Origin of the sequence: Noviherbaspirillum sp. UKPF54, from assembly GCF_007874125.1 — a bacterium.
Taxonomy (GTDB): Bacteria; Pseudomonadota; Gammaproteobacteria; order Burkholderiales; family Burkholderiaceae_D; genus Noviherbaspirillum.
Genome location: NZ_CP040128.1, coordinates 2,842,327 through 2,865,279, shown reverse-complemented (window position 1 = coordinate 2,865,279; position 22,953 = coordinate 2,842,327). Strand labels below are relative to the sequence as shown.

Here is a 22,953-nt window from a genome sequence, read left to right as displayed (position 1 = left end):
AGCGGTGGCACCGTTTAGTGCAGCAATCTCGCAGAGCGTTCTGCCGCGGCCAGCTTGAACGCGCCGACCAGGTGCCATTGTTTCTCCGCTTGCTCCTGCAGCGATTCCGCCGCGGCAGCGGACTGCTCGACCAAAGCGGCATTCTGCTGCGTGATGGCGTCCATTTCCGTGATCGCCTGGTTCATCTGTTCGATGCCGGCACGCTGTTCGCGGCTGGCCAACGTGATGTGATTCATGATCTCGGCCAGCTGCGTGATCGATGCGACGACCTCTTCCATGGTGTTGCCGGCCCGATCGACAAGGTCGCTGCCGGCTTCCACCTGTTCGACCGAGTCGACGATCAGGGTCTTGATTTCCCCGGCGGCCACGGCCGATCGTTGCGCCAGCGTGCGCACTTCCGACGCGACTACCGCGAAACCGCGCCCCTCTTCGCCTGCGCGCGCGGCTTCCACCGCGGCATTGAGCGCCAGGATATTGGTCTGGAAGGCGATTCCGTCGATGACCGAAATGATATCGGCGATCTTGCGCGAACTGTCCTTGATCGCGCCCATCGTTTCGATCACCTGCCCGACCGCAGCGCCTCCCCTGGCGGCGATGCCGGAGGCCGACTCGGCCAGCTTGTTCGCCTCCTGCGCGCTTTGTGCATTCTGCTGGATCGTGCTGGTCAATTCCTCCATGGACGAGGCTGTCTCTTCCAGCGAACTGGCCTGCGATTCGGTGCGCGCCGACAGGTCGGCGTTGCCGGTCGCGATTTCGCGCGATCCGCGGTTGACTAGGTCGGTCGCTTCCTTGATCTGGCCGACCAGAAGTTTCACGTTGGTTTGCAGGATGCGGATCGACTGGAGGAGCCGGGAAATCTCGTTGTCTCCCGCGGATTCGATCTTGCACGACAGGTCGCCCATACTCATGCGTTCGATGTCGCGCCGGGCGCGCTCCAGCGGAGCGACGATGTTGCTGTGAAGCATGGTGTTGAACAGGATCGCCAGCAGCAGGCCGGCTCCCGCTGTCGCCAGCGCCGTCGTACCGTTGGCCAGTCCCATGGCGGCAGCGCCGTTGGCGGCAAACAGCAGCGCCAGGATGCCGAACGCCATGCCCATCTTGCGTTTGAGGGAGAGCTTGTGCGCGATGTTCAGTCTGTCCAGGGGCGAACGGCGCACCGCCATGCCCTCGCGGATTTCCAGCGTCTTGTCGCCGGCATTGATGGTGCGGTAAGCGGCTTCGGCCGCCTCCACCTGTTCGCGCGAGGGCTTGATGCGGATCGACGTGTAACCGGTCACCTTGCCGTTTTCGATGATAGGTGCGGCGTTCGCTTCGACCCAGTAGTGATCGCCGTTCTTGCAGCGGTTTTTCACCAGGCCGGTCCATGCCTTGCCGCTCTTGAGCGTGCGCCAGAAGTCCTCGAATGCCTGCGGCGGCATGTCGGGATGGCGCACGATGTTTTGCGGTGCCCCCAGCAGCTCCTCTTCCGAGAAGCCGCTGATGTCGATGAAGTCGCGGTTGACGTAGGTGATCTTGCCTTTCAGGTCGGTCTTCGAAACGATCGTTTCCGAGTCTTTCAATATGTATTCGGCGCCGGTAACCGGCAGGTTCTTGCGCATGGGGTACTTCCTCCGTGGGGCTGCTGATTTTCGGTCTTCTAATGGGATGCCGGGCTGATCAGCAATTAACAAGCCAGCGCAATACATCTTTTGCGCGGGCCGGAAATGCGCGTGGGATGGAAACGAGATGCAATCCGGCAAGGCCGGCGCTTCCAAAAATGGGAAATGAATTCCTGTTATCGGGATGTATATTCCCGATGATGGGATGGGAATGCGGGCATGCTGCGCTTGGAGCGGTGCCGATTTTTGATGGGATACAGAGGGAATGCCGCCGGGCGGAGTGGAATTAGGCTGATTTTCAGCGAAAAGACGGCGGCAGGGGAAGCGGGGGGATGGAAGAGGGCGGCACGTCAAGCCGCCCGCGTCTGCTTAGTGCTTCAGTAGTGAATTGATCTGAATCAGGTCGTTTTCGGCCAGCGAGCCGGCCGCGGATTTGAGGCGCAGGCCGTTGACGATGGTGTCGTAACGTGCTTTCGACAAGTCGCGCTGGGTCGAATACAACTGCTGCTGCGCGTTGAGAACATCGATGTTGATGCGCACGCCGACCTGGTACCCGAGACGGTTCGATTCGAGGGCCGATTTGCTGGAGACTTCCGCCGCTTCCAGCGCCTTCACCTGCGCCAGTCCCGCGTTCACGCCGAGGAAAGCCTGGCGTGCACCCAGTGCGGCGACGCGGCGCGCGTTTTCCAGGTCGGCGCGCGCCTTGTCTTCCAGAGCGATCGATTCGCGTACCTTGCTGTCGACTGCGAATCCCGAGAAAATCGGAATTGCCCATTGAACGCCGACCGTATTGGTGGTGGCGGTGGAGTTCTGCAGGCTGACGGAGGCGGGATTGCTGTGATTGCGGCTGGCGACGAGGTCGAGCGTCGGATAATGACCTGCGCGATTGCGCTTGATGTCGCGCTGTGCGATTTCGAGCGCGAGCTGCTGTCCGACCACGCCGTAATTCTGCCGTTCCGCGCTTTCGACCCACTGGTCGATGGTTGCCGGTTCCGGGGAATTCAGCTTGACGCCGGCCGGCAGCGGCGCGAGGTCGCCCGCCGGTTTTCCGATGATCTGCTGCAGCGTGGTGCGCTTGATCTGCAGATCGTTCTGCGCCGCGATTTCCTGCGCCACGGCCAGGTCGAAGCGCGCCTGCGCCTCATGGGTGTCCGTGATGGTCGCGGTGCCGACTTCGAAATTGCGCTTGGCTGCCGCCAGCTGTTCGGTGATCGCGGTCTTCTGCGCCTGCACCGACGCCAGCGCGTCCTGCGCAGCCAGCACGTCGAAATAGGCTTGTGACACGCGCACGATCAGGTCCTGCTGCACCTGCCCGAACTGCGCCTCGCTGACCGCCGTCAGCAGCTTGCCCTGCTGGTAGTTCTCCCAGTTGGCGACTCGAAACAGCGGTTGCGACAGCGCCAGCGTATAGCCATTACTGGTGAAATTGCTGTGCGCGGTCCCCAGGCTGCTGTCGATATCCGTTCCGCTGCGGCCATAGCTGCCGGTCACGCCCACCGTCGGCAACAGTCCGGCACGTCCCTGCGTCGTCTTTTCCTGACCGGCAGCCAGCGCCGCGCGCGCGCTGGCATACTGCGCGTCGTTGGCGAGAGCTTCCTGGTACACCTGCAACAGATCGGTTGCATGTGCGTTCAGCGTCAGGAAGGTGCCGGCGATTAGCGTGGCGACAAGGGATTTCCGCATCAGGTTTCTCCGTTGGAGTGTTGTTTGAAAGAGTTAATAGGTCGGCATCGAACTGTCCACTTGCAGCGCCCAGGCATGGACGCCGCCAGTCAGGTTGGTCACATTGGTGAAGCCGTTCCGTTCCAGGAAGGCGGCCACCGACATGCTGCGCGCGCCGTGATGACAGATGCACACGATGGGCGCATCTTCCTCCAGCTCCTGCATGCGCTCCGGGATGGAATGCATCGGGATAGTCAGCGATCCTTCGATGCGGCAGGTCTGGAATTCCCACGGCTCGCGCACGTCGAGCAGCACCGGCGGCTCGCGCGATTCATCGGCGAGCCATTGAGCCAGTTCCGGTGCCGTCAACGTTTGCATGTTGAATCCCTTAAAACACGAACTGCGACGGCACCAGCGCTTCGTGCAGCGGCTTGACGTCGGTTTCGAAGATCTTGACCGTGTTGTAGGCGCTGTCCGAGGTGCGGGTGATGAGCTGCGCGCTCATCACGGGCGATTCGCCGATGATGGCGAAGATGCGGCCGCCGACCTTGATCTGCTTGAGGAAGCTGTCCGGCAGCACCGGCAGCGAGCCTGAAATCACGATCGCGTCGTACGGCTCCTTGGTGCCGGGATTGGTCCAGCCCTGCGCACCGTTGCCGAGCACGACGTCGACGTTGGTTACGCCGTAGTCAGCCAGGTTTTTCTGCGCCATCGCCTTCAGTTCCGGGGAAATCTCGACCGTCGTCACGTGGCGCGCCTTGTGCGCCAGCAGCGCCGCCATGTAGCCGGAACCCGCGCCGATTTCCAGGACGTGCTCGTGCTTCTTCGGGGCGATCTCCTGCAGGATGCGCGCTTCCATCTTCGGCGTGAACATGCATTCACCGCCCGGCAGCGGGATCTGGGTATCCATGAAGGCCAGGTTCCTGTGCGCCTCCGGCACGAAGGCCTCGCGCTTGACCACCACCAGCAGTTCCAGCACGTCCGGATCCAGGACGTCCCACGGACGGATCTGCTGTTCGATCATGTTGAAACGGGCTTTTTCGATATTCATTTCGGCACTCGACGGGTTAAGGGACAAACCCGGTATTTTATCAAACGGACTCGTTATTCTTGCTGTGTGGCATTGCAATTACCTGGCCGCCATGACCCGGATCAAGCGCGCCGTCGTGCCCTTTTCCACTCCATTTGCGGCGCAGCCATGCTGCAAAATCGTCAAGATAGGTGTACATCACCGGCACCACCACCAGCGTCAGCACGGACGACGTGATGATCCCGCCGATGACGGCCTGGCCCATCGGCGCGCGCTGCTCGGAGCCCTCGGCCATGCCGAACGCCAGCGGCACCATGCCGAACACCATCGCCAGCGTGGTCATCAGGATCGGGCGCAGGCGCACGTGCGCAGCTTCCAGCAGCGCCGCGGCGCGCTCGGCGCCGGCCTTTCTCGCCTGGTTGGCGAAGTCGACCAGCAGGATCGCATTCTTGGTCACCAGGCCCATCAGCATGATGAAGCCGATGATCGAGAACAGGTTCAGCGTGGAGCGGAAGAACATCAGTGCCAGGAACACGCCGATCAGCGTCAGCGGCAGCGACGACATGATCGCGACCGGTTGCAGGAAGCTGGAGAACTGCGACGCCAGGATCATGTAGATGAAAATGATCGCCAGCGCCAGCGCCGACAGCGCGTAACCGAAGGATTCCTGCATGTTCTTGGCCGAGCCGCCGATCTGGTAGCGATAGCCCGGCTGCCAGTTCATCGAATCCAGCGCCGCCTTGACGTCGGCGCTGACCTGGCCGGCGGAGCGGCCGACCACGTTGGCCGACAATTCCACTTCGCGCCGCAGGTCGCGCCGGTTGATCTGGTTGGCGCCGGTGGACGGCTCGATGTTGGCGACCTGACGCAGCGGCACCATCTTCGGCGTGCCGTCCGCGTTGGTCTGGCTGCTCGACAGCATCAGGTGCGACAGATCGTCGATGCCGCTGCGGTCGGACGGCGCCAGGCGTACATTGACGTCGTAGTTCTCGTCGTCCGGCGCGCGCCAGGAGCTGGCCGCTTCGCCCGCCAAGAGCGGCCGCAGCGCGCCGCCGATCTGCGCCACGCCCACGCCGAGGTCGCCGCCCAGGTCGCGCTTGGGCGTGACCGAAATGGTCGGCTTGTTCGGCTTCAGGCTGGAATCGAGGTCGACCACGCCGGGAATGGCGCGGATCTTATCCTGCGCCTCGGCCGACAGCTTGGCCAGCTGGTCGAGGTCGGTGCCGAGCAGGGACAGGCGCAACTGCTTGTTGTCACCGCCGACGCCTTCGAGCGAGCCGATGTGGGTGACGGTGATGCCGGCAATCTGTCCGAGGCGATTGCGCAGCGGGATGCCCATTTCATACGTATTGCGCTTGCGTTCGGCGCGCGGCACCAGCCGCACGTAGGTCGTCGCGTAGTTCTTGCCTTGCACCGTGCCGGTGTTGATCGAGGTGTACAGGTCGCGCACCTCCGGAAATTCGCGCAGTACCGCTTCCACCTGGCGTGCCTTGCTCTCGGTGAATTCCAGCGAGGAGCCGACCGGGGTGTAGTAGACCACGCCGGTTTCCGAGTAATCCGCCTGCGGCACGAACTCGGAACCGATCAGGCCGGTCATCGGGATCGCGCAGCCGCCGACGAAGGTCGCCACTGCGATGCCGAGCGTCTTGCCGCGATGCTTCAGCGACCATTTCAGCAGCACCTGGTAGACGTCGGACAGCCATTGCACCATCCGCTCGAACTGCTCCAGCACGCGGCCGATGGTCTTGCCGTACAGCGTGTTGCGGCGATGGCCGGCGCCGTGCGCGTCCGGGTCCGGCCAGACCGACGACAGCATCGGGTCCAGCGTGAACGAAACGAACATCGAGATCAGCACCGCCGCCGTGACGGTTACGCCGAACTGGTGGAAGAAGCGTCCGATGATGCCGCCCATGAAGCCGACCGGCAGGAACACCGCGACGATGGAGAAGGTGGTCGCCATCACCGCCAGGCCGATCTCGGCCGTGCCTTCCAGCGCGGCCGTCTTGTGATCCTTGTAGCGTCCGTGCACCTTCATGCCGGCGTGGCGCACGATGTTCTCGCGCACCACGATCGCGTCGTCGATCAGCAGGCCCACGCACAGCGACAGCGCCATCAGCGTGATCATGTTGATGGTGAAGCCGAACACATACATGAACAGAAAGGTGCCGATCAGCGCTACCGGCAGTGTCAGGCCGGTGATCACGGTCGAGCGCCAGGAGTTCAGGAACAGGAATACGATCAGCACTGTCAGCAGCGCGCCCTCGATCAGGGTGCGGCGCACGTTCTCGACGCCGACGCGGATCTGGCGCGAACTGTCGCGGATCACGTCCAGCTTCACGCCTGGATAGAGCGCCTTGAGCGTCGGTTCGAGTTCCTTCATCGCCGCCTGCAGGCCGTCGGCCACGGCGATCGTGTTTTCGCCCTGGGCCTTGAGGATGTTGAGCGCGAGCGTGCGCTGGCCGTTGAACAGTGCCAGGCTTTCCTGCTCTTCCTGACCGTCGACCACGGTGGCGATCTGCGAGAGCGTCACAGACTGGCCTCCGCGCCGTGTGACGATGATGCGGCCGAAATCTTCAGGATTCTTCACCCGGCCCTGGATCTGTACCACCTGCTCGTTGGCGGAGGAGCGGATCGCGCCGCTCGGCAGTTCCTGGTTTTCATTGCGCACCGCATTGATCACCTGATCGATGCCGATGCCGAGCGCTTCCATCTCGTTCGGCTTGACGTAGATGTCGACTTCGCGCTTGACCCCGCCTACCAGCGTCACCGAACCGACGCCGCGCACGTTCTCCAGGCGCTTCTTGACGACCTGGTCGGCGATCGTGGTCAGTTCCCGAATGCTGCGTTGCTTGGCCTTGGGATCGTTGCTGACCGAGATCGAGAAGATCGGCTGGCTGGCCGGGTCGTAGCGGGTGACGCGCGGCTCCTTGATTTCCTTGCGAAAGGCAGATTTCACGATCGCGACTTTTTCGCGCACGTCCTGCGCGGCTTGCGCCGGATCGACGGTCAGCACGAATTCGATGATGACCACCGACGAACCTTCATAGGAGCGCGAGGTCAGGCTGTTGATGCCGCTGATGGTATTGACCGCTTCCTCGACCTTGCGCGTGATGTCGGATTCGACCGTCTCGGGCGAGGCACCGGGATAGTCGGTCTGCACCACCACGACCGGGAAGGTCACATCCGGGAACTGGTCGACTTGCAGGCGCTGGTAAGAGAACAGGCCCAGCACCACGAAGGCCAGCATCATCATGGTGGCGAGGACGGGATTGCCGATACTGATGCGGGTAAACCACATGCTGATTTTTCTCCGGCGCTTGCGCGCTTATCTTGAGTGTTCCGTTATCCGTGAAAAGGCCAATACGGACGTCCTAGCGCGCCGCAGCGCCGGCTGCCGCCGTCGCGGCCGGCATGCCGGTCCGGGTGAACTTGACCACCGCTCCCGTGCGCAGGCTGCCGAGGTTGGTCCTGACGATCTGCGCACCGTCCTGCAGCCCGTCCAGCACCTCGACGGCGGCGCCTTCGCCGTCGTCGCCGCGAGCGCCGAGCGCCACCGGCTTTTGCGATAGCGTGCCGTTTTCGATGGCATATACATAGGTGTTGCCGGCGTCGTTCTGGATAGCCGTCTGCGGCACGGTCAGGACGTTCTCCTTTTTCGAGACGGTCAGCTGCGCTTCGCCGAACATGCCCACGCGCAGTGCGTTCTGCGGATTGTCGATCTTCACGTAGACCATAATGGAGCGCGATCCGGCCTGGGTGGCGGGATTGATGCGCGCCACCGTGCCGACCAGCCGCTGCGCCATGCCCTCGATCCGGACCTGGACTTCCTGGCCGGGTGCGACATGCATGATGTCGGCCGCCGGCACGGCCGCTTCCAGCTCCATCTGGCTCAGGTCGACCACGTCGAGCAGGCGGTTGTCGGCCGAAACCTTTTCGCCAGGTTGCACGCTGCGGCTGCTGACCAGGCCGGAGATCGGTGCGCGAATGACGGTGTCGGACAGCGCCTTCTGGGCGACGTCGAGTGCGCCGCGCGCCGACTCGACGTTGGCGCGCGCGATTTCATACTGGCTTTCTGCATTGTCGAAAGCGTTCTTGGAGATGAAACCCTTGCCGAGCAAGGCCTTGTTGTTGTCGCGCGTCTTGGTGGCGATGTCGAGCTGGCCGCGCGCAGCCATCAGCGCGCCTTTGGCCTGGTCGACGCGCGCCTGATAATCCGCGACATCCATCTTGATGAGCACCTGGCCGGCCTTGACCGGCTCGCCTTCGCGCACCAGCACTTCGCGCACTTCGCCGGCGACCTTGGCCTTGACCGACGCCTGGTTGACGGCGCGCAGCGAGCCCGATAGCGGCAGCAGCTGGCGCAGGTCGTGGCGTTTCGCCTGGGTGACGTCGGTCGGCAGGAACTCCAGCACGCTGGATGCGGGCGCGGCGGACGCCGCGGCGTTCGGCTTGTTCTGCTTTTTCAGCATGGCGCCGGCGATGCCGGCTCCCGTCAGGCATACGGCAAGAATGATCCAGAAAGCACGGCGTTTCAGCATATGAGGTGTCCGTTCGATCAAGCGGCAGGCACAGGCACGGCGGCATCCTTGCGCAAGCCATGCAACAGCAAATCAATGAAACTGTTCAGGTAGTTTTCCGGCGAGAGAGGCTCGGCCCGGCAAGCGCTGAAGGAATGCTTCCACAGCATCAGCATCAGCATCGGCGCGCACACCACGCTGGTGGCTTGCTTCACGTCGATGTCGCGGAATTCGCCGCGCTGGATGCCGCGTTCCAGCATGCGCGCAATCATCGCATTTCCGCGAGAAATCACTTCATCGTGGTAAAACTGCGTTACTTCCGGGAAGTTGCAGGATTCCGCCATCATCAGCTTGCTGATGCCCGACAGCTTGGTGTTGCCGATGCGCTCCCACCAGCCAAGTATGATTTCACGAAACAAGTCGACGGTAGAACCGTCAAACTTGCCGACGATTTCTTCCGCTTCGCCCAGGACCGGCACCACGTTTTCGCGCACCACGGCCTTGAACAGCTCTTCCTTGTTGGCGAAATATAAATACAGTGTTCCCTTGGATACGCCGGCGCGCGCCGCCACGTCATCCAAGCGGGTGGCTGCATAGCCGCGTTCGACGAATAAATCCAGCGCTGCCGCCAGCAACTCCTGCGGGCGTGCATCCTTGCGCCGCGTCCAGCGCGGTTTGCTCTTGAAAGGACAACTCATGTCGGGGTGTTCGGATTAAATAACTTACTAACGAGTCAGTAATATATGCGCCAATTTCCGCAGCGTCAAGGCGGCAGATCAAGCGTTACAACGCGGTGTACAAGCATGTTTTGCTACAAATCGATAAATAGTTGTCATCGATAACCAGTAGAATCCACCGGTTCGTCAATCTACTCCAGTTCGTTATGAATTTTTCAAGGAAGTGGTGGGTATGGCTGGGCGCTGTAGTGGTCGCGCTCGCGGTAATTGGCCTGCGCTTGTGGTCGCAGAAGAACGCCGCGCCCGAGTACAAGGCGGCGAAGGTCGAAAAGGGCAGCATCACGGCCGCCGTTTCCGCCTCCGGCACGCTCAATCCGGTGGTGTCGGTGCAGGTCGGCTCCCAGGTGTCGGGGCAGTTGAAGGAGATTCTGGCCGACTTCAATACCGAGGTGAAGCAGGGCCAGCTCATTGCCCGCATCGATCCGGAAACCTTCGAGTACAAGGTGCGGCAGGCGCAGGCCGATGTGGACGCCGCGCGCTCGCAGGTGCTGACCCAGCAGGCGAACATCGCGGCGCAGCGCGCCGAAGTGACGCGGGCGGAAGTCAACCTGGCCGACGCGAAGCGCGACCTGGAGCGCAAGCAGCAGCTGGTTGAAAAAGGCTTCATCGCCGCCGCCGACCGGGACAAGGCCCAGGCCACCTTCAACGCCCTGGCCGAGCAGGTGAACACGGCGCGCGCCCAGGCAGCGGTGGCCGTCGCCAACGCGCACAATGCCGAATCCGTGGTCAAGCAGCGCGAAGCGGCGCTGGCGCAGGCCAGGATCGACCTGGAGCGCACCGCGATCAAGGCGCCGGTCAACGGCGTGGTAATCAAGCGCAGCGTCGAGCGGGGCCAGACCGTGGCCGCGAGCCTGCAGGCGCCGGAACTGTTCATCATCGCGGAAAACCTGGCCGACATGCAGGTCGACGCCGCCATCGACGAAGCGGAGATCGGGCGCATCCGGCCCGGGCAAAAGGCGACCTTCACCGTCGATGCCTTCCCCGGGCGCAGCTTCGAAGGCAGCGTCAGGCAGATCCGCAAATCGGCGCAGAACGTATCCAGCGTCATTACCTACACGGTGGTGATCGGCGCCGCGAATCCCGGCAAGGAATTGTTGCCGGGCATGACGGCGAATGTGCGGATCATCACCGACACCCGCGGCAATGTGCTCAAGGTGCCCAATGCAGCGCTGCGCTTCCGGCCCGGCGGGGCGAGCGACAAGCCGGCGCAGGCGGCGGAAGCGCAGGGCAATACGAACGCCGGGCAGGCGGGCGGCGGCCAGTTGCGCGCGCTGCGCGAGCGGCTGGAAAAGGATCTGCAGCTCACCGATGCGCAAAAGGGCAGGCTGGACGCGATTTTCTCCGGCATGCGCGACAAGTTCGCAGCCCTGCGCGAGGCGCCTGACGGCGAGCGCCAGAAAATGGCCGAGCGCAATCGCAGCGAAATGCGCGCACAGATCATGGAAATGCTCACGCCCGAGCAGAAGAAGAAATACGAGGAAATCATCGCCGAAAGCGACGAACGGCGCAGCGGCGGCGCACGTGGACGCGTCTATATCCTCGACGAGCGCAAGCAGCCGAAAGCGCTGACTGTGCGCCTGGGACTGACCGACGGCAGTTCGACCGAAATCATCTCGCCGGAAATCAAGGAAGGCATGGAAGTTATCACCGGTACGGCCCAATCCGCTGGTGCCTCGCGGCCGCAACAGGCGCCCGGTCCGAGGATGTTCTGATGTACCTGATCCAGACTGACAGCCTGGCGAAGGAATATGTGATGGGTGCGACCACGGTGCGTGCCCTGCGCGGCGTATCGATTGCCATCGATGAAGGCGAATTCGTCGCGATCATGGGTGCCTCCGGCTCCGGCAAGTCGACCTTCATGAACCTGATCGGCTGTCTCGATTCGCCGACGGCGGGCGAGTATCTGCTGGCCGGCGAGAAGGTGTCGACCCTGTCGGCCGACGCGCTGGCTGCAATCCGCAACAAGCGCATCGGTTTCGTGTTCCAGCAGTTCAACTTGTTACCGCGCACCAGCGCGATCGACAATGTCGAACTGCCTTTGCTATATGCCGGTCTTCCTGCCGCCGAACGCCGGGCACGGGCGGCGCAGTGCCTGCAAGAAGTCGGCCTCGGGGACCGCCTCGATCACCGGCCGGCGCAGTTGTCCGGCGGTCAGCAGCAGCGGGTCGCAATCGCGCGCGCTCTCGCCAACAAACCGTCGCTGATCCTGGCGGACGAGCCGACCGGCGCGCTCGACTCGCGCACCAGCATTGAAATCATGGCCTTGCTGCAGAAGCTGAACCGGCAAGGCATGACCATCGTGATGGTCACTCACGAGCCTGATGTCGCCGTGTTTGCTTCGCGCATCATCACTTTTCGCGATGGCGCCGTGATCAGGGACGAGTCCAATTCGCCGCAGGAAGCGCAGGCGCAGCTGGCGGGCATGGACGGCACAGGAGGAGCCGCATGAACCTGCTGGCCACTTTCCGCATCGCGCTCAACGCGCTGCGCGTCAACAAGCTGCGCTCGATCCTGACCATGTTGGGCATTATTATCGGGGTGGGCGCCGTGATCACGATGATCGCCGTCGGCGCGGGCGCGCAGGCGCGTGTGGAGGAACAGATCAAGAGCCTCGGCTCCAACCTGATGATCATCATTCCCGGTTCGACCATGGCGTCGGGCGTGCGCCTGGGCGCCGGCGCGAACCAGAACCTGACCGAGGACGACGCGCTCGCGATCGCCAAGGAGGTGCCCGAAGTGCAGGTCGCCGCGCCCACGAATCGCGGCAGCGGCCAGGTCGTGTACGGCAACAGCAACTGGTCGACCCAGATCTACGGCGTCACGCCCGACTACTTCGACGCGCGCGAGTGGCCGCTGGCGCAAGGGCGCATGTTCGAGCCGGCCGAGCTGGCCGGCTCGGCCAAGGTGGCACTGATCGGCCAGACCGTGGCACGCCAGCTGTTCGGCGACATGGACCCGGTGGACCAGGCGATCCGCATCCGCAACGTGCCGTTCACCATCGTCGGGCTGCTGGACCGCAAGGGGCAGAGCATGCTCGGCCAGGACCAGGACGATGTGGTCATGGTGCCGCTGTCGACCGCGCGCAACCGCCTGTTCGGCAACACACAGGGCAAGCTGCGCCGTGTCGGCACCATTCAGGTGAAGGTGCGCGAAGGCGCGAGCATGAAGGATGCCGAAGACCATATCCGCGAGCTGCTGCGCCAGCGGCAGCGCACCCAGCCGGGCCAGGACGATGCATTCACCATCCGCAACCTGACCGAAATCCTGCAGGCGCAGGAAGCCTCGTCGCGCGTGATGACCCTCCTGCTGGCAGCGGTCGCGTCGGTGTCGCTGCTGGTCGGTGGCATCGGCATCATGAACATCATGCTGGTATCGGTAACCGAGCGCACCCGCGAGATCGGCCTGCGCATGGCGGTCGGCGCGCGCGGCCGGGATATACTGACGCAATTCCTGGTCGAAGCCGTCACGCTGTCGCTGATCGGCGGCTTTTTCGGCATCGTGCTGGGCGTGACCGGCTCCTGGCTGATCGGCGCCTTCGCAGGCTGGTCGACCCAGTTGTCGCCGGAGGCGATCGTGCTGGCGGTCGGCTTTTCCGCCGCGATCGGTATCTTCTTTGGTTATTTTCCGGCCCACAAGGCGGCGTCGATGCTGCCTATCCAGGCCTTGCGTTATGAGTGATTGCCGCGCCGGGTGCGGCGCCTGCTGCATCGCACCCTCGATTTCCTCTGCCATTCCCGGCATGCCGCATGGTAAACCGGCCGGGGTGCGTTGCATCCAGCTCGACGATGCCAATCAATGCCTGATTTTCGGCAAACCGGAGCGCCCGGCAGTGTGCGAGAGTCTACAGCCGTCGCCCGAGATGTGCGGCAATTCGCACGAGCACGCCATGTTTTTTCTGGAGCGGCTGGAAAGACTGACTTCGGCCTGAATCTATGGAGCGAACAATGAAAACAGGACTTGCACGATGGACCTGGATGGCGGCGCTACTGTGCCTGGCGTCCTGCGCCTCGCTGCTCGGCCAGCGCGATGTCGAAATTCCATTGGCAAAATTGCAGGAGGCGATGGCCAATCGATTTCCATTCAATAACCGCTATCTGGAACTGCTGGATGTGCGCGTCACCAATCCGCGCGTCTCGCTGCAACCGGGCACCAATCGCATCCTGACCAGCATGGACACGTCGATTGCGCCGCCGTTCTCGAACCAGTCATGGACCGGCAGCCTGGCGATTTCCGGGCAATTACGCGTCGACCCGGCGCGCAACGCGCTGGTGCTGGCCGAGCCGCGCGTGGAGAATTTTGCGGTGAACGGGCTCGATTCGCCTTTTGCCAACAAGATCGTGCGGGTCGGCGCCCTGGTAGCGGAGCAACTGCTCAAGGACATGCCCTTGTACACCTTTCAACCCGACCAGTTCCGTTACGGCGGCACCAGCTTCTTCCCGACGAAAATCACCACCAGGCCGAATGGTCTCGTGGTAACCTTTGAGCCCGCCAGATAAGGACTTTCTTTCGGCATACGACCCGCGCAACCGGCGGGTTTTTTATTGTTTTTCTCAATAGTTATCAACGCATCAAACATGGATGGCATTCTCGCGCTCAAGGCGCTCATCATGGGGATCGTGGAAGGCTTGACGGAGTTCCTGCCGATCTCGTCGACCGGACACCTGATCCTGGCAGGCAGCCTGCTCAATTTCACCGGTGAAAAGATCAAGGTCTTCGAAATCGCCATCCAGGCCGGCGCGATGCTCGCCGTGTGCTGGGAATATCGTACCCGGATCGCCAATGTGCTTGCCGGATTGTTCAGCGAACCCAAGGCGCAGAAATTCGCGCTCAACCTGATGGTTGCCTTCCTGCCGGCGGCGGTGCTGGGCTTTTTGCTCAACAAGGCCATCAAGGCAGCCCTGTTTGCGCCCGTTCCGGTGGCGGCTGCCTTCATTATCGGCGGCCTGATCATCCTATGGGTCGAACGCCGCAACCACAATTCGAAGACCGCCGCGCGCATTCACTCGGTGGACGAGATGAGCGCACTCGACGCCTTCAAGGTCGGCTGCGCGCAGGCGTTCGCGCTCATCCCCGGCACCAGCCGTTCCGGCGCCACCATCATCGGCGGCATGCTGTTCGGGCTGTCGCGCCAGGCTGCCACCGAATTCTCGTTCTTCCTCGCGATTCCGACCCTGTTCGCGGCCACATTCTATTCGCTGTACAAGGAGCGTGCGCTGCTGTCGGCCGCCGATTTGCCACTGTTTGGCGTGGGCACTGTCGCCGCCTTCGTGTCGGCCTTCCTGTGCGTGCGCTGGCTGTTGCGCTACATCAGCTCGCATGATTTCACCGCGTTCGCCTGGTACCGCATCGTGTTCGGCGTGATTATCCTCGCCACCGCCTATACCGGCATGGTGGCATGGGTGGACTAGAATAGCGGGATGCTTGACCAGATTGACAGCAGGGCGCTGGACGTACTGCAAACCGTTTTCGGATATCCATCCTTTCGCGGACAGCAGGCGCAGATCGTAGGGCAGGTCGCGCGCGGCGGCGATGCCCTGGTGCTGATGCCGACCGGCGGCGGCAAGTCGCTGTGCTACCAGATCCCCGCCTTGCTGCGCGACGGCGTGGGCGTCGTGGTGTCGCCGCTGATCGCGCTGATGCAGGACCAGGTCGACGCTCTGGCCGAAGTCGGCGTGCGTGCCGCGTTCCTCAATTCCACCCAGACCTTCGACGAAGCGATGCGCACCGAACGCAAGGTGCGCAACGGCGAGCTCGACCTGCTGTACGTCGCGCCGGAGCGCCTGCTTACGCCGCGCTGCCTGGAGCTGCTGGAGGCGTCGAAACTCGCGCTGTTCGCGATCGACGAAGCGCATTGCGTGTCGCAGTGGGGGCACGACTTCCGGCCCGAATACATCAAGCTGTCGGTGCTGCACGAGCGTTTTCCAAACGTGCCCCGCATCGCGCTGACGGCGACGGCCGATCCGCAGACGCGCGCCGAGATCGCGCACCGCTTGCAGCTCGACGACGCGATGCAATTCGTCTCCTCGTTCGACCGGCCCAATATCCGTTACCAGATCGTCGAAAAGAGCAATGGCCGCAAGCAGGTGCTCGACTTTATCAAGGACGAGCATGCCGGCGAAGCGGGCATCGTGTATTGCCTGTCGCGCAAGAAGGTCGAGGAAACGGCGGAATTCCTCAACGCCCAGGGCGTGACCGCCTTGCCTTACCACGCCGGCATGGACATCGCGAAGCGCACCGCGAACCAGGCGCGCTTCCTGCGCGAAGACGCCATCGTCATGGTGGCGACCATTGCCTTCGGCATGGGCATCGACAAGCCGGACGTGCGCTTCGTCGCGCATCTCGACTTACCCAAGAGTATCGAGGGTTATTACCAGGAAACCGGACGTGCCGGCCGCGACGGCGCGCCGGCCGACGCCTGGATGGCCTACGGCTTGCAAGACGTGGTGCAGCAGCGCCGCATGATCGATGAGTCCGAAGCCGACGAAAACTTCAAGCGCGTGCAGTCCGCCAAGCTCGACGCCATGCTCGGCCTGTGCGAAACGCTCAGCTGCCGCCGCGTGCGCCTGCTGGATTACTTCGGCCAGCAATCGGGGCCGTGCGGCAATTGCGACACCTGTCTCAACCCGCCGGTCTCCTTCGACGGCACGGTTTCCGTGCAAAAGCTGCTGTCGGCGATTTACCGGGTCGACCAGCGCTTCGGTGCCGGCCATGTGATCGACGTGCTGCGCGGGATCGATTCGGAAAAAGTGAAGCAGTGGCGGCATGAAAAGCTGCCCACATTCGGCGTCGGCAGCGACGTCAGCGAGGCGGAATGGCGCGCCATCCTGCGCCAGGCGATTGCATTGGGCCTGGTCGTGGTCGATCACGACGCCTACGGATCGCTCAAGCTGACTGACGAAGCGCGCCCGGTGCTGCGCGGGGAACGCACGGTGCAGCTGCGGCAGTATCAGAAACCGGTGAAGCAGAAGCGCCAGGCCGCCAAGCCCAAGGGCTATGTCGAAGCCGATTTGTCGGAACAGGAGCAGGTTATTTTCGACAAGCTGCGCTGGTGGCGCGTCGAAACCGCGCGCAAGCACAACGTGCCGGCCTACGTGATCTTCCATGACGCGACGATGCGCGAAATCGCGAAAGTCAAGCCGGGCTCGCTGGACGCGCTGCGCACTGTCGCTGGCGTCGGCGAGAAGAAACTCGAGACCTATGGCGAAGAAATCGTGTCGCTGATCGTGGAACTGACTTGACTGGAAGGGCGGGGCGATCCCGGCCTGCGCATCAACGCTTTTCGAACACGAGATCCCACACGCCATGCCCGAGCCGCAGGCCGCGGTTCTCGAACTTGGTCACCGGCCGGTATGCCGGGCGCGGCGAGTATCCTTCCGCCGTATTGCGCAAGGTCGGCTCCGCACCCAGCACCTGCAGCATCTGCTCCGCGTAATCCTGCCAGTCGGTGGCGCAATGCAGGTATCCGCCGGAAGCGATGCGCGAGCACAGCAGCTCGACGAACGGCGCCTGGATGAGCCGCCGCTTGTTGTGCCGTGCCTTGTGCCAGGGGTCGGGGAAAAAGATATGCACGCCGGCCAGTGAGCCGGGCGCGATCATGTGCGTGATCACCTCGAACGCGTCGTGCTGGATGATGCGCAGGTTGGAGAGTCCCTGTTCGCCGATCAGCTTGAGCAGGCTGCCCACGCCGGGCGTATGCACTTCCACGCCGATGAAATTCTTGTCCGGCATGCCGGCAGCGATCTTCGCCGTGGTGTCGCCCATGCCGAAGCCGATTTCGAGGATGGCCGGCGCGCTGCGCCCGAAGGCCTGGCCGAAATCGAAAGGCGCCTTCACGTATGGAATGCAGAATTGCGGGCCGAGCGTCTCGATCGCCTTGGCCTGTGCGGTCGACAGGCGGCCGGCGCGCGTCACGAAGCTGCGGATGCGGTGTTCGGTCGGGTCATACAGCATCTGCCTGCTGTCGGCGGCTTGGTTGTCGGACATGATGGCTCTGGGCGATGAGGATGGTTCGGGGCCAATAAAAAAGGCACCCGACTTCGGTGCCTGATCGACCTGGAGCGGGTGAAGGGAATCGAACCCTCGTCGTAAGCTTGGGAAGCTTCTGCTCTACCATTGAGCTACACCCGCGAGAACCGGCATTTTACGCGGGATTGCGTAGCCGAGGCAAATGTGTCGGAAGATGGACGGGCGGGCGCCATGGCAGCGGGCCGTCGTGCGAGCGCGGCGCCCCGTGGCTGTTTCATTTTTGGAAACGCGCGGCCGGCTGGCGCCTTCCATAAAGATGTTATTTGTCAATTGTCTCTGTTACTATTAATCAACAAATATGACCGCAGGCCCCGTCGCCACAGAATCGCACGGCTACCCGGCATCCGCGTCCTTCGCTTGATTGAGGAGTCGAGCCCATGGCTGAAATGAACTCGCAATCGCTGTTGTTTTCCCTGAACGAGGAAAAAGGCGAATTGCATGTGTGGTTTAATCCCGCTTCCGGTGAGCCGGTCCCCGATGCGGTCTCGGTCAGGCAGGCGTTGAGCGAAGGCGGCTGGGGTGGTTTCTACCTTGACGAAAAGGCGATCGACGATTTCGTCGCCAGCTGCCGCGATGCGAAGGAGCAGGTCGAACGCGTGATCGGCGCGCGGCGTGACGGCGAGTATTCGCTGACGGTCGACGGCGACCTGATGGCCGCCTGGTTGACGCTGGTGCCACCACAGGGCGGCAAGGCGGTCACGCGCGAGGCAGTGGACGAGGATCTGCGCCGACAAGGCATTATTTTCGGCATCCTGCCCAACCAGCTGGCCGAGGCATTCACAGCCGGTTACTGCAGCCGGGTCGCGATCGCGCGCGGCATCCCGCCGCAGGAAGGCATCCAGACGCATTTCGAAAGGCTGTACGACAAGGAAAAGCAGTCGCCGGACGAGGATGACTTGGAACGTGTCAAGTACGCCGACCTGTGCCATCTGCAACTGGTCCAGCCGGGCGACAAGCTGATGCGCCGCGAGCCGCCCATCCCCGGCAAGAATGGCACCAATATCAAGGGCCAGCCGATTCTTCCGCGTCCCACTCCCGACATTCCTTTCCGGGTAGACCTGCAAGGCGCATCCCCCGACCAGAACAATCCGAATGTGCTGGTGGCCACTACCGGCGGCCAGCCGACCCCATTGGACGATGGCGTGACGGTCAACCCGGTGATCGAGGTGCTCGACGTGGACTTGAGTACCGGCAGCATTGCGTTCGAAGGAACGCTGCACGTCGGCGGCGACATCAAGGCGGGCATGCACATCAAGGTCTCGGGCGACGTCATCGTCAACGGCGTCGTCGAGGCGGCGCAGATCCATGCCGGCGGCAACGTGGCGGTGCGCGGCGGCGTCATGGGGCATCCGGATTCGCGGCCCGGCTCGCATGCATTGCCCGAGACGACTGCACGGATTTATGCCGGCGGCACCATCCAGGCGCTGTTCATGGAAAACGTGCATGCCGAGGCGGCCAAGTCGATCCTGCTCGGGCGCAGCGCGCGGCAATGCGAGCTGATTGCGGGCGAGGAAATCGTCGTCGGCAAGGCGGGCTCGCGTTCGGGGCAGATCATGGGAGGGCAGACGCAGGCGACCATGCGCGTGGCCACCGGTTCGCTCGGCGCTTCCACCGGCATGAAAACCTATGTGCAGGTCGGTATCGATCCGTACCTGGAAAAGCAGATCGCCGACAAGGAACTCGAATTCAAGCGCAGGTGCGACGAAGTCGACCGTGTCGTCAAGCTGCTGACCTACTTCAAGCAAAACCCGCAGAAGGGGGCGGGCGGCGTGGCGGAAAAAGTCGACGCCACGCGCCGCCAGCTGCTTGCCGAAATCGACCACCTGACGGCGGAACTGAAGGCGCTGCGCGCGAAAGTGGAGCTGGCCGAGCAGGCGACGGTGGAAGTGGCCAGCGAGATTTTCTACGGAGTGGAAGTACGGATCGCACAGCAATGCTGGCAGGTGCCGGACGATATGGGCGGCGCCAAGCTGGAACTGCAGGGCGGCAGGATTGTGGCCAATAAATGATGCCGCGGCCGGCCGGGCTGCCGTTGTCATTCCCGGCCGTTCTGAAGCGGTTTAAATGCCGCCCATGCACAGGTACTTCATCTCCAGGTATTCGTCGATCCCGTATTTCGATCCTTCGCGGCCCAGGCCGGACTGCTTGACGCCACCGAACGGGGCGACCTCGTTCGAAATGATGCCGGTGTTGATGCCCACCATGCCGTATTCCAGCTTTTCCGCCACGCGCCAGATGCGGCCGATATCGCGCGAATAGAAGTAGCTTGCCAAGCCGAATTCGGTGTTGTTGGCGGCGGCAACCACTTCATCTTCCGTCTTGAACTTCGTTACCGCCGCAACCGGGCCGAAGGTTTCCTCGCGCATGACCTTCATGTCGGCGGTGACGCCGCCCAGCACGGTCGGCTCGTAGAACTGGCCGCCCAGCGCATGCGGTTTGCCGCCTGCGAGGACTTTCGCGCCTTTGGCAACCGCATCGGCGACATGCTCCTCTACCTTTGCAAGCGCCTGCGCGTCGATCAGCGGCCCTTGCGCAACCCCTTGCCCGAAGCCGTTGCCCACGGTGATCCTGGCGGCTCCGGCCGCGAGTTTTTCGACGAACGCCTCGTAGACCGATTCGTGCGCATAGAAACGGTTGGTGCACACGCAGGTTTGGCCGGCGTTGCGATACTTCGAGATCAGCGCGCCTTCCACTGCCGCGTCCACGTCGGCATCCTCGAACACGATGAACGGCGCATGCCCGCCCAGTTCCAGCGCCAGTTTCTTGACGGTCGGCGCGCTCTGCTGCATCAGGATGCGACCGACCGGCGTCGAGCCGGTAAACGACAGGTGGCGCACGATCGGACTGTCGCACAACGCCTTGCCTACTTCGATCGAGCGCTGCGCATCGGCGGTCACGATATTCATCACGCCCGGCGGCAGGCCCGCGCGGTGCGCCAGTTCGGCCAGCGCCAGCGCCGACAACGGAGTCTGCTCGGCAGGCTTGATGACGATGGTGCAACCGGCAGCAATGGCCGGCGCCACCTTTCGGGTGATCATCGCAATCGGGAAGTTCCACGGCGTGATCGCCGCGCACACGCCGATCGGCTGCTTCAGCACCAGCATGCGCTTGTCGCTCCAGGTGGAGGCCATCACGTCGCCCGAGACGCGCTTGGCTTCCTCGGCAAACCATTCGACGAAGCTGGCGCCGTACAGGACCTCGCCCTTGGCTTCGGCCAGCGGCTTGCCTTGTTCGGCCGTCATCAGGATGCCGAGATCGTTGGCGTGCAGCAGCATCAGATCGAACCACTTGCGCATGATGGCGGCGCGTTCCTTGGCGGTCTTCGCCGACCAGGCGGGAAAGGCGGCATGGGCCGCGTCGATCGCCGTCCCGGCCTCGCGCGCGCCCATGTTCGGCACCGAGGCGATGGTGGCGCCGTCGGCCGGATCGGTGACATCGAACGTGGTTTCGGCGCCGACCCAGGCACCGTTCAGATAGGCCTGATGGCGCAGTAGTGCGCCATCGTTAAGCTGGGACAGACCCTTGACATGTTGCTGCATGATTCCTCTCCTTGCCGGTCGCGGATGTGAATGAGCAAAGAGAAAAGAATAGCGCAATCCTGTCCGGGCTGCGCGACGTCAGCGAGGTTCGCGATTGCGTTGCGCTGCGTCAGTCCGCGCCGCTGGCGAGCGGCGCGGACTGACGTGTTCATGCCTGTTTCGGCTTCGCTTCCTCGCGGCGGTTGAATCCCGCCACCATCTCAAAGCGGAACAGGCGGCATTCCAGCGCGCCGTTGAAGAACGGCGTCTTGCGCGACTCTTTCAGGCGCAGCATCTTGCGCAGGCCGAGATCGGCGGTGAACAGGAAGACTTGCCAGCCAGCGAAGCGCTGCTTGAGCGTGGTGCTGAATGCGCTGTAGAAGGATGCCGCCATCTCGTCCGGTTCCTGCGAGCGGTCGCCGCGCACGCCGATGCGTTCGCCGTAGGGCGGATTGGTCAGGAGGATACCCGCTTGCTCGGTCGGCGGCTTGACTTCCTGCGCCTCGATCTGCTTTAACGGCACCTCGAACTGGATGCCGGCATTGCGCAGATTGTTGCGGGTCATGACGATCATGTCGCCGGAGATGTCGCTGCCGAAAATGGTTGGCTCGGTCGGCAATGGGTTCGGCTTGAAGCTGCCCTTGATGGCCAGCCATTCGTTGGCGTCGAAGTCATGGAACTTCTCGAAAGCGAAGCTGCGGCGTGCGCCGGGTGGAATGCCGGCCAGGATTTGCGCGGCTTCGACCACGATCGTGCCGGAGCCGCACATCGGGTCGAACAGCACGGTGCCCGGCTTCCAGCCGGACACGCGCAGCAGCCCAGCAGCCAGGTTTTCGCGCAGCGGCGCATCGCCCGTCTCCTGGCGCCAACCGCGCTTGAACAGAGCCTCGCCCGACGTGTCCAGGTACAGCGTGAAGGTGCGCGCATCGAGGAAGCCGACGATGCGCATATCGGGCGTGCGGGTATTGACCGAGGGGCGCTTCGCATACAGGTCGCGGAAGCGGTCGCACACCGCGTCCTTGATTTTCAGCGTGGTGAATTCGAGGCTTTTCAGCGGCGACTTGATCGCGGTAAGGTCGACGCGAATTGTATGGTCGATGCCGAACCATTCTTCCCACGGGGCGCCCAGCGCCAGGTCGTAGATGTCGTTTTCGTTGGCATAGCTGCCGTGCGCGATGCGCAGCAGTACGCGCGAGGCGATGCGGGAGTGCAGGTTGATGCGATAGGAGTCGGCAAGCACGCCGGAGCAATGCACGCCGCCCGGCACCTGGTTGTGGACCTTGAGCGTGCGGCTGTGCTGCGCGATTTCGCCGAGTTCCTCGGCAAGCGCGGCTTCGAGGCCGCGCGGGCAGGGGCAGAAAAATGAATGCGACATGGGGGACCCTTTATCCGTGAAAAATGGCCGGGCGGCGCTCGCCCGGCGGGGAGACAAATCAGAATGGCTTGACCACGACCATGATGACCGCGATGAACAGCGCGATGGTCGGCACTTCGTTGAACCAGCGATACCAGACGTTGCTGCGCGTGTTCGCGCCCTTTTCGAACTTCTTCAGCAGCGAGCCGCACGCAAAGTGATAGCCGACCAGCAGCACGACGATGGCGAGCTTGACGTGCATCCATGCATTGCCCGGCCCCTTGCCAATGCCATAGCCTAGCCATAGCCACAGACCGAAAATCAGCGTAGGAATCATCAGTATCAACATGAAGCGATACAGCTTGCGCGCCATGAGCAGCAGGCGCGCCGTCGCTTTCGGGTCGGTTTCCATCGCCAGATTGACGTAGATCCGTGGCAGATAGAACAGTCCCGCGAACCAGGACGCGACGAAGATGATGTGCAGTGCTTTCACCCAGAGGTACATGGTTTTT

The 22,953-nt window shown here is 63.0% G+C and carries 19 protein-coding genes and 1 tRNA gene; 8 read left to right on the top strand and 12 right to left on the bottom strand.

Annotated features, from left to right (window positions below):
* Positions 1–14 precede the first annotated feature (14 nt).
* The 7 genes from FAY22_RS13225 to FAY22_RS13195 all read right to left on the bottom strand — a co-directional run bounded on the left by FAY22_RS13225 (position 15) and on the right by FAY22_RS13195 (position 9,505).
* Positions 15–1,598 (bottom strand): PAS domain-containing methyl-accepting chemotaxis protein, encoded by a 1,584-nt coding sequence (locus FAY22_RS13225; RefSeq protein ID WP_146330637.1) that lies wholly within the window; start codon positions 1,596–1,598, stop codon positions 15–17.
* Between the two features lie 369 nt (positions 1,599–1,967).
* A complete protein-coding gene (locus FAY22_RS13220; protein WP_146330636.1) occupies positions 1,968–3,281 on the bottom strand; it encodes a TolC family outer membrane protein in 1,314 nt (437 codons plus the stop codon).
* Positions 3,282–3,314: 33 nt separating this feature from the next.
* Complete coding sequence (locus tag FAY22_RS13215) at positions 3,315–3,638, bottom strand: rhodanese-like domain-containing protein (protein ID WP_146330635.1); 324 nt, start codon at positions 3,636–3,638, stop codon at positions 3,315–3,317.
* 10 nt (positions 3,639–3,648) lie between these two features.
* Positions 3,649–4,311 (bottom strand): protein-L-isoaspartate O-methyltransferase, encoded by a 663-nt coding sequence (locus FAY22_RS13210; RefSeq protein ID WP_146330634.1) that lies wholly within the window; start codon positions 4,309–4,311, stop codon positions 3,649–3,651.
* 40 nt (positions 4,312–4,351) lie between these two features.
* Entirely contained in the window at positions 4,352–7,588 is a 3,237-nt protein-coding gene (locus FAY22_RS13205) for an efflux RND transporter permease subunit (protein ID WP_146330633.1), read from the bottom strand.
* A gap of 73 nt (positions 7,589–7,661) precedes the next feature.
* The gene (locus tag FAY22_RS13200) at positions 7,662–8,828 is read right to left on the bottom strand and encodes an efflux RND transporter periplasmic adaptor subunit (RefSeq protein WP_210411820.1); all 1,167 of its coding nucleotides are present in this window, start codon (positions 8,826–8,828) and stop codon (positions 7,662–7,664) included.
* A gap of 17 nt (positions 8,829–8,845) precedes the next feature.
* Positions 8,846–9,505 carry a TetR/AcrR family transcriptional regulator gene (locus tag FAY22_RS13195; RefSeq protein WP_146330632.1) on the bottom strand — a complete coding sequence of 220 codons (660 nt, stop codon included), beginning with the start codon at positions 9,503–9,505 and terminating at the stop codon, positions 8,846–8,848.
* 185 nt (positions 9,506–9,690) lie between these two features.
* Between FAY22_RS13195 and FAY22_RS13190 the strand changes: the two genes are divergently transcribed.
* The 7 genes from FAY22_RS13190 to recQ all read left to right on the top strand — a co-directional run bounded on the left by FAY22_RS13190 (position 9,691) and on the right by recQ (position 16,782).
* Positions 9,691–11,256 (top strand): efflux RND transporter periplasmic adaptor subunit, encoded by a 1,566-nt coding sequence (locus FAY22_RS13190; RefSeq protein WP_146330631.1) that lies wholly within the window; start codon positions 9,691–9,693, stop codon positions 11,254–11,256.
* Positions 11,256–11,993, top strand: coding sequence for an ABC transporter ATP-binding protein (locus tag FAY22_RS13185; protein ID WP_146330630.1), 738 nt, complete (start codon positions 11,256–11,258; stop codon positions 11,991–11,993). The genes FAY22_RS13190 and FAY22_RS13185 overlap by 1 nt, the downstream gene beginning before the upstream one ends.
* On the top strand, positions 11,990–13,222 hold the full coding sequence (locus FAY22_RS13180) for an ABC transporter permease (RefSeq protein WP_146330629.1): 1,233 nt from the start codon (positions 11,990–11,992) through the stop codon (positions 13,220–13,222). The genes FAY22_RS13185 and FAY22_RS13180 overlap by 4 nt, the downstream gene beginning before the upstream one ends.
* Positions 13,215–13,472 carry a YkgJ family cysteine cluster protein gene (locus FAY22_RS13175; RefSeq protein ID WP_146330628.1) on the top strand — a complete coding sequence of 86 codons (258 nt, stop codon included), beginning with the start codon at positions 13,215–13,217 and terminating at the stop codon, positions 13,470–13,472. Before FAY22_RS13180 ends, FAY22_RS13175 begins: the two co-directional genes overlap by 8 nt.
* Positions 13,473–13,488: 16 nt before the next feature.
* Positions 13,489–14,040 (top strand): DUF1439 domain-containing protein, encoded by a 552-nt coding sequence (locus tag FAY22_RS13170; RefSeq protein ID WP_246860506.1) that lies wholly within the window; start codon positions 13,489–13,491, stop codon positions 14,038–14,040.
* A 78-nt stretch (positions 14,041–14,118) separates the two neighbouring features.
* Positions 14,119–14,952, top strand: coding sequence for an undecaprenyl-diphosphate phosphatase (locus tag FAY22_RS13165; protein ID WP_146330627.1), 834 nt, complete (start codon positions 14,119–14,121; stop codon positions 14,950–14,952).
* Positions 14,953–14,961: 9 nt separating this feature from the next.
* A complete protein-coding gene (gene recQ / locus FAY22_RS13160) occupies positions 14,962–16,782 on the top strand; it encodes a DNA helicase RecQ (RefSeq protein WP_146330626.1) in 1,821 nt (606 codons plus the stop codon).
* A gap of 31 nt (positions 16,783–16,813) precedes the next feature.
* Here recQ and trmB read toward each other — a convergent pair whose 3' ends face one another.
* Positions 16,814–17,494, bottom strand: a complete 681-nt coding sequence (gene trmB / locus FAY22_RS13155) for a tRNA (guanosine(46)-N7)-methyltransferase TrmB (RefSeq protein ID WP_371417398.1) — start codon at positions 17,492–17,494, stop codon at positions 16,814–16,816.
* 103 nt (positions 17,495–17,597) lie between these two features.
* Positions 17,598–17,671, bottom strand: a tRNA-Gly gene (locus FAY22_RS13150).
* A 275-nt stretch (positions 17,672–17,946) separates the two neighbouring features.
* Here FAY22_RS13150 and FAY22_RS13145 point away from each other — a divergent pair.
* Entirely contained in the window at positions 17,947–19,578 is a 1,632-nt protein-coding gene (locus FAY22_RS13145; RefSeq protein WP_146330624.1) for a DUF342 domain-containing protein, read from the top strand.
* Between the two features lie 51 nt (positions 19,579–19,629).
* Here FAY22_RS13145 and FAY22_RS13140 read toward each other — a convergent pair whose 3' ends face one another.
* From FAY22_RS13140 to FAY22_RS13130, 3 genes are all read right to left on the bottom strand, one after another.
* Positions 19,630–21,108 (bottom strand): NAD-dependent succinate-semialdehyde dehydrogenase, encoded by a 1,479-nt coding sequence (locus FAY22_RS13140; RefSeq protein WP_146330623.1) that lies wholly within the window; start codon positions 21,106–21,108, stop codon positions 19,630–19,632.
* A 148-nt stretch (positions 21,109–21,256) separates the two neighbouring features.
* The gene (locus tag FAY22_RS13135; RefSeq protein WP_146330622.1) at positions 21,257–22,462 is read right to left on the bottom strand and encodes a class I SAM-dependent RNA methyltransferase; all 1,206 of its coding nucleotides are present in this window, start codon (positions 22,460–22,462) and stop codon (positions 21,257–21,259) included.
* A 58-nt stretch (positions 22,463–22,520) separates the two neighbouring features.
* Entirely contained in the window at positions 22,521–22,946 is a 426-nt protein-coding gene (locus tag FAY22_RS13130; protein ID WP_146330621.1) for a CopD family protein, read from the bottom strand.
* Positions 22,947–22,953 lie beyond the last annotated feature (7 nt).

Excerpts from the sequence above, each read along its gene's own strand:
- FAY22_RS13140 (WP_146330623.1), bottom strand. The coding sequence starts at position 21,108 with ATGCAGCAACATGTCAAGGGTCTGTCCCAGCTTAACGATGGCGCACTA.
- FAY22_RS13170 (WP_246860506.1), top strand. The coding sequence starts at position 13,489 with ATGAAAACAGGACTTGCACGATGGACCTGGATGGCGGCGCTACTGTGC.
- FAY22_RS13135 (WP_146330622.1), bottom strand. The coding sequence starts at position 22,462 with ATGTCGCATTCATTTTTCTGCCCCTGCCCGCGCGGCCTCGAAGCCGCG.
- FAY22_RS13195 (WP_146330632.1), bottom strand. The coding sequence starts at position 9,505 with ATGAGTTGTCCTTTCAAGAGCAAACCGCGCTGGACGCGGCGCAAGGAT.
- FAY22_RS13130 (WP_146330621.1), bottom strand. The coding sequence starts at position 22,946 with ATGTACCTCTGGGTGAAAGCACTGCACATCATCTTCGTCGCGTCCTGG.
- FAY22_RS13185 (WP_146330630.1), top strand. The coding sequence starts at position 11,256 with ATGTACCTGATCCAGACTGACAGCCTGGCGAAGGAATATGTGATGGGT.
- FAY22_RS13215 (WP_146330635.1), bottom strand. The coding sequence starts at position 3,638 with ATGCAAACGTTGACGGCACCGGAACTGGCTCAATGGCTCGCCGATGAA.
- FAY22_RS13210 (WP_146330634.1), bottom strand. The coding sequence starts at position 4,311 with ATGAATATCGAAAAAGCCCGTTTCAACATGATCGAACAGCAGATCCGT.
- FAY22_RS13165 (WP_146330627.1), top strand. The coding sequence starts at position 14,119 with ATGGATGGCATTCTCGCGCTCAAGGCGCTCATCATGGGGATCGTGGAA.
- FAY22_RS13145 (WP_146330624.1), top strand. The coding sequence starts at position 17,947 with ATGGCTGAAATGAACTCGCAATCGCTGTTGTTTTCCCTGAACGAGGAA.
- trmB (WP_371417398.1), bottom strand. The coding sequence starts at position 17,494 with ATGCTGTATGACCCGACCGAACACCGCATCCGCAGCTTCGTGACGCGC.
- FAY22_RS13205 (WP_146330633.1), bottom strand. The coding sequence starts at position 7,588 with ATGTGGTTTACCCGCATCAGTATCGGCAATCCCGTCCTCGCCACCATG.
- recQ (WP_146330626.1), top strand. The coding sequence starts at position 14,962 with ATGCTTGACCAGATTGACAGCAGGGCGCTGGACGTACTGCAAACCGTT.
- FAY22_RS13180 (WP_146330629.1), top strand. The coding sequence starts at position 11,990 with ATGAACCTGCTGGCCACTTTCCGCATCGCGCTCAACGCGCTGCGCGTC.
- FAY22_RS13175 (WP_146330628.1), top strand. The coding sequence starts at position 13,215 with ATGAGTGATTGCCGCGCCGGGTGCGGCGCCTGCTGCATCGCACCCTCG.
- FAY22_RS13225 (WP_146330637.1), bottom strand. The coding sequence starts at position 1,598 with ATGCGCAAGAACCTGCCGGTTACCGGCGCCGAATACATATTGAAAGAC.
- FAY22_RS13220 (WP_146330636.1), bottom strand. The coding sequence starts at position 3,281 with ATGCGGAAATCCCTTGTCGCCACGCTAATCGCCGGCACCTTCCTGACG.
- FAY22_RS13200 (WP_210411820.1), bottom strand. The coding sequence starts at position 8,828 with ATGCTGAAACGCCGTGCTTTCTGGATCATTCTTGCCGTATGCCTGACG.
- FAY22_RS13190 (WP_146330631.1), top strand. The coding sequence starts at position 9,691 with ATGAATTTTTCAAGGAAGTGGTGGGTATGGCTGGGCGCTGTAGTGGTC.